This is a genomic window from Embleya sp. NPDC005971 (assembly GCF_040629175.1).
Taxonomy (GTDB): domain Bacteria; phylum Actinomycetota; class Actinomycetes; order Streptomycetales; family Streptomycetaceae; genus Embleya.
The window spans coordinates 41,480-53,580 of sequence record NZ_JBEXUX010000053.1; the positions used below are offsets into that span (position 1 = coordinate 41,480).

Here is a 12,101-nt window from a genome sequence, read left to right on the forward strand (position 1 = left end):
ACCCCCGGTGTCCCGGTGCTTGCGGGTCGCGGGCGGCGCCGGTGTCGTGCCGACCGGTGCCGCCCGCGACCCGCCCGCGACCCAGGGGCAGGCAGCCCGGTCGTCTCGAAGCCCGGCGGTCAGCGGGTTTCGATGACGACCTTCTCGATGACCACGTCCTGGACGGGGCGGTCGTTGCGAGGGTTGGTGTCCGCGGTGGCGATGGCGTCGACGACCTTCTGGCTTGCCTCGTCGGCGACTTCGCCGAAGATGGTGTGCTTCCCGGTGAGCCAGGTGGTCGGGCCGACGGTGATGAAGAACTGGGAACCGTTGGTGCCGGGCCCGCTGTTGGCCATGGCCAGCAGGTACGGCTTGGTGAACGCCAGGTCCGGGTGGAACTCGTCGGCGAACTTGTATCCCGGGCCGCCGGTTCCGTTGCCCAGGGGATCGCCGCCCTGGATCATGAAGCCCTCGATCACGCGGTGGAAGACGGTGCCGTCGTACAACGGGGCCGTGCTCGGTTGGCCGGTGTTGGGGTCCACCCACTGCCGCTCGCCCGTCGCGAGTTCCACGAAGTTCTTGACGGTCTTGGGCACATGGTTCGGCAACAGCCGGACCACGATGTCGCCCTTGTTGGTCTTCAAGGTCGCGTACAGCTCTTCCGCCATCTCAATCCTTCGGTTTCGGCACTCGGGGCACGGCCAGTCTTGCCGACGCCCGCGCCGGCGATGGGCGACGACACGGGATATCACCCGGACGGGCAAGCGCGCGTTGCATGCGGCGGCGGGGGACGGCCGACGATCGGCGTTCGGCAACGCCACGCGGCGGAGAGTTCCGCCCTTACCCCCGGCCTCCCGGGCCACGGCCGCCGGCGTCATGCCTCCGCCAACACCGCCCCGATCACATGCCGCGCGTTACGTGCCATCGTCGGGTTCGTCCTGCGGTAGTACGGCAAGGCGATCAGCGCCTGCGAGAGCGTCCGTCCCCGGCCCCGCGTCCAGGTCGCGTCATCGACACCGAGTGCCTCGCGGAAGAGTTCCCTCGCATCGGCCGGCAACAGATTCCATGCCGGGAAAAGATCGCAGGCCGGATCGCCCACCCCCATGCACCCGAAGTCGATCAACGACGTCAGCCTGCCGCCGTTCACCAGCAGATTGCCCGGCATCAGATCGGCATGCAGCCACACCGGCGCCCCGTCCCAGCCCGGACTGCGCAGCGCGTCCTCCCATACGGCGGCCACGGAATCGCAGTCGACGTCCTCCCCCGGCATCCCACGCAGTTCCTCGATCGCGGCCCGGGTCGCCGCGTCGAGTGCGGCGAGTGGTCCGCCGCGGTGGGCCTGCGGCGCATCGGGCAGGTTGATGCGCCGCATCGCCGTGACGACCTCGGCCAGATCCGCGGCCAGCAGCGCGGACTCGTCCAGTGCCCCTGCCACCGGGTTCTCGCCCGGCAACCACCGGTACACCGACCACGGCCACGGATACCCCTCGGCGGGTTGTCCGACCCCGAGCACTTCGGGGATGGCCGTGGGCAGTCGGGACGCGAGACGGGGCAGCCACTCCTGCTCCATCGACACGGCCTTGGCTCCGCCCTCGACCAGCGGCAACCGTACGACCATGTCGTCGCCCAACCGATACATGGCGTTGACCGTGCCTCCGGACGCAAACCGCCGCACCCCGATCCCCGCCCACTGCGGGAACTGCCCGGCGACCAACCGCCGCACGAGGTCATCGTCGATGGGGTGTTCGTCGGGATGCATCCGCCCTGTGCTCATGGCACACCATCGGACCGCTGAACTCCGACGAACGTCAAACGATTTCCCTCGTCGGCGGGCTCGGGATCGAGTTCGAGGGCGACGGCACACTCCGGGGACCGTGTCCGCCCGGAACGCATGGCATCGCCCGGGCCGGCGAGCGGGCCGCCCGCCTCGGCCGTGGGCACGCGACGAGGTCAGACGGGCGGCAGCAGATCGCTTTCGCTGACGGTGTACGTCAGCGGCGGGTAGACGAAGTCCGCTTCCGTGTTCTCGCGGCGCCGTAGTCGGTAGAACTCGTGCTGCTGCTCATCGTCGGCCGACACGAGACGCGTATTCTGCGGGAGGTACGCATGTCCGCCGCGAAATCGAACGAGGGTCTTCGACGTTCGAAAGGTGACCCCCAGCCATTCGTTGTCCGTCGTCCGGCCGACGGGGGCATCCAATACGATTTTGTGCCTGAGTCGCCGATTCGATTCGACGGAGAACGCGACGATGCTGTTGTGGGCGAGGGGTATCTCGAACTTCTCGCCGCCGGACCCCTTCGATTCGAAGATCAGCTTCCTCGGCGGGCTCGCATCGGAATACCGGTAGCAGGAGAAGACGGCGATAAACGAATCGTCGGCCAGATCGAGGGCTTGGTCGGAATGGCTGCCCATGGTTTTGTAAGCGTTCGTGTAGCTCTCGATGAGAGCGTTGTTGAAGCCGACCGCAAGCGCCGCGCTTTCTTGGACCCGTTGCGCCAGCCGTTCGTGCACCGCCCGGAAACGCTGCGTCGGGCTGCCGTATCGAGTGGTGGTACGCACGAGGGGCACATCACCCGCCTCGTCGACCCTGGTAAGCACGGCGCCGCGCCGGCCTCTTCCCACGTCTTCCCAACGGGTCGACGCGGACAGCTCCGCAAAGAGATTCTCCTCGGTCGACAAAGCGCAGGAGAGGATCTCGTCCGAGATCCTAGACTCGGGGGGCACCATAGTCTCCCGTGTTCATGCTGAAGAGAAAATCGTCACCGTAATCGATGAAGGACGAGGTTTTGTTCTCCTCGGCGTACAGCCTGCGCAGCTCGTCCATGCCCTCCGGCGTGGGTGGCCCCAGCCGCACCAGATCTCCGGCCACTTTGAGGAACGTATGGCCGTCCTTGTGCACGGCTTCGGCGCTCGAACAGCGCACCACGTATCCCAGGCGGGTCGGGAGCGACTCGGCATCCAACATCGAGGGCCGGACCGCGTGCGTATACAGGCGGTTGGTGGACAACGGCATGAAGAATACCGAGCCGGGATGGAGGGTCACGGTGAACTGCGCGGGGAGCGTGACCCCGTCGTGTGCTTCGGCCGGATTCTTGAGGCGGAAGTGGAGTCTTGTCAGTCCGCTGTTGCCCTTCACGCCGTAGTCGAAGGCGTCTTCGGCCAGGGGTTGCAGCTTGTCGAGCCCGTCATAGAAGGTGCAGAAGGCCATGATGCCGTTGGCGGGCATGTCCTTGGTCTTGTCGGCATGGGCCGAGATCTTGGCCTTGGACTGTTTGCGCTCGGCCGTGGCGAGGGTGTTGTGGTAGATCTGGGCGAGAACGTGATTCAGCGGTGCCTGGTTCCGGAAAACGGCGGCGGCCTCGCGGTTCAGCGCCTCGACGATGTGCCTGTCGGTCGCGCGGAAGCTCTCGGTCGGCCCCGAGAGATTCGTGGAGCACCGGAGCAGGCGGAAATGTAGTTCGTCACCGTCTTGCGTGACGGGCGTCAGATAGATTCCGCTGCGATGGGCCGTTCCGGGCTTGGTGGACTCCGTCAGGGACTGGAAAGTGTGCTCCGCACGGATCCGCCCGAAGTGATCGGCGTCGAGTTCGAAGAACCGGCGGTAGTACACGCCGACGCCGTGTACGCGGACGGGAACCCGGCCGACATCGACGAGGGCCCAAGGTTCGTCGAGTTCCTCGGGGTAGCCGCGGGAAAGCTCCCGGACGACGAATACCCGGGCAGCCGCGCGCAGTTGATCGCTGCTGATCCCGGATATGTCGCCGCACAGGTAGACGGTCCGCTGCGCGAGGTCGGGCGCACCGGAAGCAAGGTCCTCCGGCGTGATGGTGGACCCGAAGAAGTCCCGGATCAAGTCGTTGTCCTGCAACATCGATGGTGCGACCAGGATGTTGCTCGCATCCTCGATGGAGGCTTCTGTCGGCTCTGTTGCGTGCATCAAACGTTGCCTGCCATTCGCGGATCTCGATGGATTGTCCAAAACCGGGGATATGGCAACGGCCCGCACTCTTTCATTTGTGTTGCGAAGCGTAAATGAAAGGAAACGGACCGTTGATTCGATGCTCTCACGGGGGTTCGACGGCGGGCAACGGGGTTCTGCGGTGCGGGCGGTGCGCGGAGTTGCTCGGAGCGGGCTTCGGTGTCCGGCGGTCCACGGCCGGCCGCCGGCGCGGCCTGCCGAGGCCGAAGCCGGGCAACGATCCGCGTCGGCTCGGTGGTTCGTCGGGCCGAGTGGGGCTCCGGTGGGTCGGGCGCGGACGTGGACGGTGCCTGCGGTGGCGGGCCCGTCGAGAAGGGCGGACGGTCTCCCGGGTGGGTCAGGTTCGGATCGGGACGAGGAGGACGGGGGACTTGGCGTGGTGCAGGAGGGCGTGTACGACGCGGCCCAGGTTGGGGCCGAAGCGGCCGGTGGGTCGGTGGGCGGCGAGGACCAGTAGCTCGGCGTCGGCGCTTGCCGCGATGAGGGCGTGTGTGGGGGTGTCCAGGATGACGTCCTCGGTGACGGTGACCTGCGGGTACTTGTCGCGGACGGGCTTGACGGCGCCGGCCAGCGTGGTTCCGGCCATCATGCGCCAGTCGTCCATGATCGACACGGCCGGGGCGTACGCGACGCTGCCGGCCGGCATCGGCGGATAGCGCCACGCGTGCACGGCGCGCAGTGGCAGGTCTCGGGTTCGGGCCTGGACGAAGGCGGCCTCGATGGCGGGGCCGCAGTCGTCGCCGGAGACACCGACCACGATCGCCTTCGGGGTGCGGTCGGGGCTCGTGTCGTGGTCGGGGCGCACGACCAGGATCGGACAGCGGGCCGCCGCGGAGACGGGGAGGCTGACCGAGCCCATCAGCAGGCCGGCGAAGCCGCCCATCCCTCGGCTGCCGACGACCAGCAGCGCGGCGCGGTCGCTCGTGGCCTCCAACACGTCGATGGCGTTGGCGAGTTCGACCGTGGCGACGACCGGCAGGTGGTTGTGCCGGGCCCGGGCCCGGGCGGCGCCCCGCTCGACGATGGCGCGGGCGTTCTCGCGCAGTTGTTGTCCGAAGCGGTCGTCGCCACCGGCGACTTCGACCCACTCCAGGGCGTGCAGCACTTCGAGGGTGGTGTGTCGGCGGACGGCCTCGTCGGCGGCCAGGTCCACGGCTCGTTCGGCGCCGGGGGAGCCGTCGAAGCCGACGACGACGTGCCCCTGGAGCGGAGCCGGGCCGGAGGTGGATTCCTGGGTCATGGTGGGGGATCCCTTTCGAGGTGGTCGTCGAGGCGTCGAACGTGGTGGCCGTACATCGAGTGCCCGGGCCGGCGGATGCTCAGTCGTGCTCGGTCGTGCTCGGCGGTCGCTCGTCGTCCGGGCCGGGGACGATCACCAGCGGGCAACGGGCGTGGTGGATCAGCCCGTGGCCGACCGAGCCCAGGAGCAGGCCCGTGAAGCCGCCGCGTCCGCGCGTACCGACGACCAGGCACAGGGCGTGCTCGGCGGCCTCGCGCAGGACCGCGACGGGGTGTCCGACGGCGACCTCGCGGTGTACGGGCACCGTCGGGTACTTCTCGGTCCATCCGGCGAGCGTCTCGGCGAGGCGCAGTCGGCCCTCCTGCATTTCCTCGCGCATGCGCAGCCCGGCCAACAGGCCGCCGGGCAATTGGCGGACGTTGATCGCCACGATCGTGGCGCCGCGCCGGGCGGCCTCGTCGAAGGCGTACGCCACGGCCGGCTCGGAGTGCCGTCCCCCGTCGACCGCGACCACGATGGTCGGTGGCTCACCGCTCGTGTGCTCGGGTTCCCGGACGACCACGACCGGGCACGTCGCGTGCGCGGTGACCGGTACCGCGATTCCGCCGGTGGTCAGCAGCTCCGCGGCTGTGGACAGGCGGCGTGAGCCGAGTACGACCATCGCCGCGTCCCGGGAGTGCTCGCGCAGCGCGGCCACGGGTGTTCCATCGGCCAGGACCGATTCCGTGCTCAGCCGAGGGTGGCGGGGCGCGACCAGTTCGCGGGCTGCGTCCAGGGCCCGGACGCCGGTTGCGCGGAAGCGTTCGCCCCAGGTTTGACGGTGCGGGTTCGACTCGGGATGACGGTCGGCGCCGAGCGGCCAGTCGAGGGCGTGCACCAGGCGCAACGGCAGGCCGCGGCGGGCGGCCTCGTCGGCTGCCCAGACCACGGCGAGCCGGCCCGCGTCGGTGTCCTCGATACCGACGACGATCGGTGTTGCTCCCACGTGCACGGTCACTGTCGACTCCTTCTCCCGAGGCCGATCGATCACCTGTCGGCCCGCGCTTCGAACCCTGCCCGTCCCAGCCGGGCCCGGGCAGGGCCGTTGGACCCGGGTCCCCGGACCGGTCGGCCCTGCCGGAGGCGGAGGTTCGGCGCGAGGCTGGCGGCGAGCGGCGCGCACGCGCCTCGGCCGAAGGGAACGGGACCATGCACGAGGTCGGTACACCGCACGCGATCTGGGCGCTGGCCGCCGATGGCGAGACGGTACTGCTGCGGCGTCCGGGCCCCGAGGATCGGGACCGGGTGCTGGCGATGCACGCCGCCATGTCGGCGGAGAACCTCTACCTGCGGTTCTTCGGCGCGTCGGAGTCGGCGGCACGCGAGACCGCCGAGCGGGTGAGTACGCCCGACCGGGCCGGATGCGGCGCGCTGGTCGCGCTCACCCCGGACGGGGACGAGGTGGTCGGGGTCGTCGAGTACGACGGCGCCATCGGCTCCGGCGAGGCCGAACTGGCGTTGGCGGTGGCCGACGCGTGGCACGGCCGGGGGATCGGCACGCTGCTGATCGAGCACGTGGTCACGATGGCTCGCGCGGCCGGCATGCGCACGCTGGTGGCGGACCTGTTGCCGTGGAATCGGCCCATGTTGCGGGTCCTGGAGGACATGGGAATGCCGGTGCGCAACCGTCTCGTGTCCGGTGTACTGAGCTGCGCGATTCCGCTGGACGGTGACATACCGACGGTCGAGCGCTACCTGACCGCCGTGGCACGGCGCGAGGCTCTGGCGGATGTGGCCAGCCTGGTACCGCTGTTCGCGCCCCGCGCGGTGGCGATCGCGGGCGCCGGGCGACGGGCCGACTCGGTCGGCCGGGCGCTGCTGCACAACGTCAAGGCGGCCGGCTATGCCGGGTCGTTGGCCGTACTGCATCCCACGGCGACCGAGATCGACGGCGTACCGGCGTTCCCGACGCCGGATCTGCTTCCGGAAGTGCCCGATCTGGTGGTGGTGGCCGTCCCGGCCGACCGGGTCCCCGCTGTGGTCGAGGACTGTGGACGCGTCGGCGTGCGGGCGGTGGTCGTGGTGACCTCGGGCGGCACGCCGGAGCAGGCCGCGCGGGTGCACGCCTCCATTCGCAGGCACGGGATGCGCATGGTCGGCCCGAACTGCCTGGGCATCGCGCAGACCGACCCGACGACGGCCCTGAACGCGACCTTCGGCTGGGCCGTCCCCACTCGCGGCAGCGCCGGGGTGGCGGTGCAGTCCGGCGGGGTCGGCATCGCGTTGACGGAGCAGTTGAACCGGTTGGGGATCGGGGTGTCCACGTTCGCGTCACTCGGTGACAAGTACGACGTCAGCGGCAACGACATGCTCCAGTGGTGGCAGGCCGACCCGCAGACCACGATGGCGATCCTGCACCTGGAATCGTTCGGCAACCCGCGCAAGTTCTCCCGGATCGCCCGTACCGTCGGCCGCACCAAGCCGGTGCTGACCGTGGACGCGGGCCGTTCCGCCGCCGGGCGCCGCGCCGCCGGATCGCACACGGCCGCCGCGGTCACCCCGACGGTGGCGCGGGGCGCGCTGTTCCGGCAGGCCGGGGTGACGGCCGTACAGACCCTCGGCGACCTGGTCGCCGTCGCGGCCCTGTTGCACTCCCAGCCGTTGCCGGACGGCGCCTCGGTCGCGGTGATCGGCAACGCGGGTGGCGCCGGAGTACTCGCCGCGGACGCCTGCGTGGACGCGGGCCTGGCGGTGCCGCGCTTCGGGCCGGACCTGGAGGCCGACCTGCGGGCGCTGCTGCCCGCCGGTGCCGCGTGCGCCAACCCGGTCGACACCACCGCCACCGTCGACGGCGAGACCCTGCGCCGCTGCGTGGACCGGGTCATGGCCGCGGGCCACGTGGACGCGGTGGTACTGGCCTTGGCCCCGACCGCGCTCGGCGACCCGCTCGGCGACATGTTGGGCGGACCTGCGGTGGGTGAGCGCCCGGTCCTGGTCGTCGCGCCCGAACGCGCCGCCTCCGTGGAGCTGTTGCCCGCCGCGGGCGGGACGGTGCCGGTGTACAACGACGCGCGCACCGCCGCCGTAGCCCTCGCCCACGCGCACGAGCGCGCGATGTGGCTGACTCGACCGCGCGGCACGGTACCGGCGTTGCCCGACGTCGACCGTGGTGCGGCCCGCTCGCTCGCCGCCGACTACCTGGGGCGCGAGCCCGACGGAGGATGGCTGCCGCCGCGCGAATGCGCACGTCTGCTGGGCGCGTACGGCATCGAAGTGAGCCCGTGGCGGCAGGCGTTCGACGCCGACGAGGCGGTGGCGCTGGCCCGCGAACTGGCCCCCCTCGGCGCCGACGGAGCGGTCGTACTCAAGGCGTACGGCCCGCAGATCGTGCACAAGAGCGACGTAGGCGGGGTCCGGCTGCGCCTGGTCGGCGACGACGCGGTACGCGAGGCGTTCACCGACCTCGCGCATCGCATCGGCGCGCTGATGGAGAGCGTGGTCGTCCAGCCCATGGCCGCCTCCGGCGTCGAACTGATCGCCGGGGTGACCCAGGACGAGGTATTGGGTCCGCTGGTGGTGTTCGGCCTCGGCGGCGTGACCACCGACCTGCTCGCCGACCACGGCGCCCGGCTCACCCCGCTGACCGACCTGGACGCACACGCGCTGCTCGCCGGTTCGCGTGGGGCACCGCTGCTGTACGGCCATCGGGGTGCGTCCGCCACCGACACCGCCGGGATCGAGAACGTCCTGCACCGCCTGTCCAGGCTCGCGGACGACGTGCCGCAACTCGCGGAGGCCGACCTGAACCCACTGGTGGCCCGGCCCGACGGCGTCACCGTGCTCGACGCCCGCATCCGCCTCGCGCCGCGACCCGGACACGATCCGTACCTGCGGCGCCTGCGCTGAACCGGGGTACTCCACTGCGATGATCGCCCGAAGGTGACCGAACCCGGGGACGGTCCGTCCGGACCGTCCCCGGGTTCGGTCACGAATCCGTGGCTGGTGGAGGGCACCGCGGCCGCGTGCCCGACCCCGGTGGTTCCACTCCTCGTCATCCGTTCGACATTCCCGCCCGATACCGTGCACCGTTGTCGAAATGCCCTTCCATCGGCTCCTGCGGCCGTCGTCGTAGAGGAGTGCGAGATGGGTGCGTCCGCGTCCGCCGGCAGCGGCGAGCTGAAACGGCATCTGGGCGTGTCCGATGCCGTGATGATCGGACTGGGCTCGATGATCGGGGCCGGGATCTTCGCCTCCCTGGCCCCGGCCGCGTCGGCGGCCGGCTCCGGACTGTTGCTCGGACTGGCCCTGGCGGCGGTGGTGGCGTACTGCAACGCGACGTCCTCGGCACGGTTGGCCGCCCGCTACCCGCAGTCGGGCGGCACCTACGTCTACGGGCGCGAGCGGCTCGGCGACTTCTGGGGATACCTGGCCGGGTGGGGCTTCGTGGTCGGCAAGACCGCCTCGTGTGCGGCGATGGCCCTGACGGTGGGTTCGTACGTGTGGCCCGAACAGGCGCATGCGGTCGCCGTCGCCGCGGTGGTGGTGCTGACGGCGGTGAACTACGCGGGCGTGCAGAAGTCCGCGCTGCTGACCCGGGCGGTGGTCGCCGTCGTCCTGACGGTGCTCGCCGCGGTGGTCGTGGCGTGCCTGGCGTCGGGCTCCGTGGTCGCCGGTCGGCTGGACGTCGGTGCGGACGCCTCCGCGGGCGGGGTGTTGCAGGCCGCCGGCCTGTTGTTCTTCGCGTTCGCCGGGTACGCGCGCATCGCCACGCTGGGCGAGGAGGTCCGGGATCCGCAACGGACCATCCCCCGCGCGATCCCCCTCGCCCTCGGGATCACCCTCGTGGTGTACGCGGCGGTCGCCGTCGCCGTTCTGCTGGTGCTGGGCCCGGACCGACTTTCCGACGCCGCCGCGCCGCTGGTCGAAGCGGTCCGCGCGGCGGGTGTCCCGGGGCTGGCGCCCGTCGTTCGGGTCGGTGCCGCCGTGGCCGCACTCGGTTCGCTGCTCGCCCTGATCCTGGGCGTCTCGCGTACCACCCTGGCGATGGCTCGCGACCGGCACCTGCCGCACGCCCTGGCCGCCGTCCATCCGCGTTTCCGGGTGCCGCACCGCGCCGAACTCGCCGTCGGCTGCGTCGTCGCGGTCCTGGCCGCCACGACGGACGTGCGCGGCGCGATCGGCTTCTCCTCCTTCGGCGTGTTGGCCTATTACGCGATCGCCAACGCCGCCGCCTGGACCCTGGCCCCCGAAGAGGGGCGCCCGGCCCGGATCGTGCCGATCGTCGGCACGTCCGGCTGCCTGGTCCTGGCCTTCGCCCTGCCGCTCGCCTCGGTACTCGCCGGGGCCGTCGTGATCGTGGCCGGCGCCGCGGCCTACGGCGTCCGCGGAGCGGTCGGCCGCAACACCTGACGGATCGCCGTGTCGGGCGGACGGTTCGAACTCACCCGCCCGAGGAGGGCGCCGGGTCGGGCGCCGTCGCCTGCCCCGAAGGCGAACGGGCGCCTGTGGTCTGCTGCATCAGCCGGCCGGTGACGAACTCGGAAGTGATCGAGAACCACGCCTGGTTCTCCTCGGCACCGGCTTCGGACAGCAGGTGCTCCAGGCGGGCGACGGATGCGGGGGCGTGGACGCGGGAGGCGTGGCCGGTGATGGTGCCCGTCCAGCCGGTATGTGTGGTCGGGTCGATGTGGTCGGCCTGGAACGCGACCACCGCGTTCAAGGCGGCTTTGGCGAGCGTGGAGTCGGCGGGGGCGCGGAAGACCACGGACTCCCCGTCGAAGGCGAACGCCACCAGGTGCACGGCCGGGAGAGCGTCCTCGCTGACGACGACACGTCCCACCTGTGCGCCGGCCATCAACTCCAACGTCTCCCGGCGGTCGAGGAGATGTTTCGTCACGAGGTCTTCGCTCATTTCTCCACTTTCGAACCCGAACGGGTCTTCGACCAGGGCCGAACGGCCCTGTCCCGGTGGATCGCGTCGCGCCCACCCGGGACAGGGCGTGTCCACCGCTCGGCGCGGCGGAAGTCCGCCGCCGACGCCCCGGAGGGCGTCACGGTCACCGTCACCTCGTGTGGACGGCCGGCGACGGTGCAAACGGCGGTGGCCCGCGTGTCGTCCACCGGCATCGGCGCGGGACCACACATGGCTCGGCCGGGCCCGTCACCTGGACGGTACCCGGCCGAGCCCCCGGCGATCAGAGCAGCCAGCGGTGGTCGCGGACGATCGGCAGCCGGGCCCACCGGGCGCCGAGGCCGAGTCGGCTGCCGACGGCGATCGCGGCGAGGGCGATCAGCGAGATCGCGTAGATGACGTGGTAGTCGGTGAAAGGGTTGGTGGAGGCGGTGGGCTTGCCGCTGTCGAGGTGCTTGGCGGGCGGCCACTCGGCAATCCACATCAGCGCCATCATCGCGGTGCCGGAGAGGGCCGCCAAGCGCAGGCCGATGCCCAGGATCAGGGCGAGACCGACACCGAGCAGACCGAGCATGAACAGCAGGTCCGCCCAACCCTCCCCGGCCCAGCCGCGCAGCGTCCCGGCCATCGGGCCGACGTCCACGTGGGACAGGAATCCCTTCGTGGGGGAGCCGCCGTCGACCCAGCCCTTGCCGTTCGCGGTGGCGTAGCCGAGGCCGAACGCCTTGTCGAGGAACGCCCACAGGAACACGAAGCCCAGCAGGACGCGCAGGCCCGCCACGGCGACATCGCCGGTGTGCACCGCGCCGATCGCCGGGGAGCCGGCCACGACGTCGGGCCCGGTCTCGTCGGTCCGGATTCGGGGCGCCGAGGCGGAGCGGTGGGGCAGGTGCAGGCGCGGGGACCGTCGGTGATCGTGTGCGGTTGCCATGTCGATTCCCTCCCTGGTGGCGCCGGGCCCGGTGCTCGGCGCTCGGCCACGAACGAGCTCTCCTGGGCCGTGACGCCAATGT

At 71.0% G+C, this 12,101-nt stretch carries 10 protein-coding genes; 2 read left to right on the forward strand and 8 right to left on the reverse strand.

Annotated elements, in window-relative coordinates; translation table 11 throughout:
• Window positions 1-119 precede the first annotated feature (119 nt).
• The 6 genes from ABZ374_RS34960 to ABZ374_RS34985 form a co-directional block, all read right to left on the reverse strand.
• Entirely contained in the window at window positions 120-647 is a 528-nt protein-coding gene (locus tag ABZ374_RS34960; RefSeq protein WP_360319053.1) for a peptidylprolyl isomerase, read from the reverse strand.
• Between the two features lie 206 nt (window positions 648-853).
• Window positions 854-1,753 carry an aminoglycoside phosphotransferase family protein gene (locus ABZ374_RS34965; protein ID WP_360319055.1) on the reverse strand — a complete coding sequence of 300 codons (900 nt, stop codon included), beginning with the start codon at window positions 1,751-1,753 and terminating at the stop codon, window positions 854-856.
• Window positions 1,754-1,929: 176 nt separating this feature from the next.
• Window positions 1,930-2,703 carry a hypothetical protein gene (locus ABZ374_RS34970; RefSeq protein ID WP_360319105.1) on the reverse strand — a complete coding sequence of 258 codons (774 nt, stop codon included), beginning with the start codon at window positions 2,701-2,703 and terminating at the stop codon, window positions 1,930-1,932.
• Complete coding sequence (locus tag ABZ374_RS34975) at window positions 2,687-3,916, reverse strand: hypothetical protein (protein WP_360319057.1); 1,230 nt, start codon at window positions 3,914-3,916, stop codon at window positions 2,687-2,689. The genes ABZ374_RS34970 and ABZ374_RS34975 overlap by 17 nt, the downstream gene beginning before the upstream one ends.
• A 379-nt stretch (window positions 3,917-4,295) precedes the next feature.
• Window positions 4,296-5,198 carry a universal stress protein gene (locus ABZ374_RS34980; RefSeq protein ID WP_360319059.1) on the reverse strand — a complete coding sequence of 301 codons (903 nt, stop codon included), beginning with the start codon at window positions 5,196-5,198 and terminating at the stop codon, window positions 4,296-4,298.
• Between the two features lie 79 nt (window positions 5,199-5,277).
• Window positions 5,278-6,195 (reverse strand): universal stress protein, encoded by a 918-nt coding sequence (locus ABZ374_RS34985; protein ID WP_360319061.1) that lies wholly within the window; start codon window positions 6,193-6,195, stop codon window positions 5,278-5,280.
• Between the two features lie 191 nt (window positions 6,196-6,386).
• Here ABZ374_RS34985 and ABZ374_RS34990 point away from each other — a divergent pair, with 191 nt between their 5' ends.
• Together ABZ374_RS34990 and ABZ374_RS34995 are read left to right on the forward strand one after the other, a co-directional pair.
• Window positions 6,387-9,083, forward strand: coding sequence for a GNAT family N-acetyltransferase (locus tag ABZ374_RS34990; protein ID WP_360319063.1), 2,697 nt, complete (start codon window positions 6,387-6,389; stop codon window positions 9,081-9,083).
• Window positions 9,084-9,320: 237 nt separating this feature from the next.
• Window positions 9,321-10,586: an APC family permease gene (locus ABZ374_RS34995; protein ID WP_360319065.1), complete on the forward strand. Its 1,266-nt coding sequence runs from the start codon at window positions 9,321-9,323 to the stop codon at window positions 10,584-10,586.
• A gap of 31 nt (window positions 10,587-10,617) precedes the next feature.
• On the opposite strand, the gene ABZ374_RS35000 is transcribed toward ABZ374_RS34995, so the two are convergent.
• Both ABZ374_RS35000 and ABZ374_RS35005 read right to left on the reverse strand, forming a co-directional pair.
• A complete protein-coding gene (locus ABZ374_RS35000) occupies window positions 10,618-11,088 on the reverse strand; it encodes a pyridoxamine 5'-phosphate oxidase family protein (protein WP_360319067.1) in 471 nt (156 codons plus the stop codon).
• 283 nt (window positions 11,089-11,371) lie between these two features.
• The gene (locus ABZ374_RS35005; protein ID WP_360319069.1) at window positions 11,372-12,019 is read right to left on the reverse strand and encodes a hypothetical protein; all 648 of its coding nucleotides are present in this window, start codon (window positions 12,017-12,019) and stop codon (window positions 11,372-11,374) included.
• Window positions 12,020-12,101: the final 82 nt, after the last annotated feature.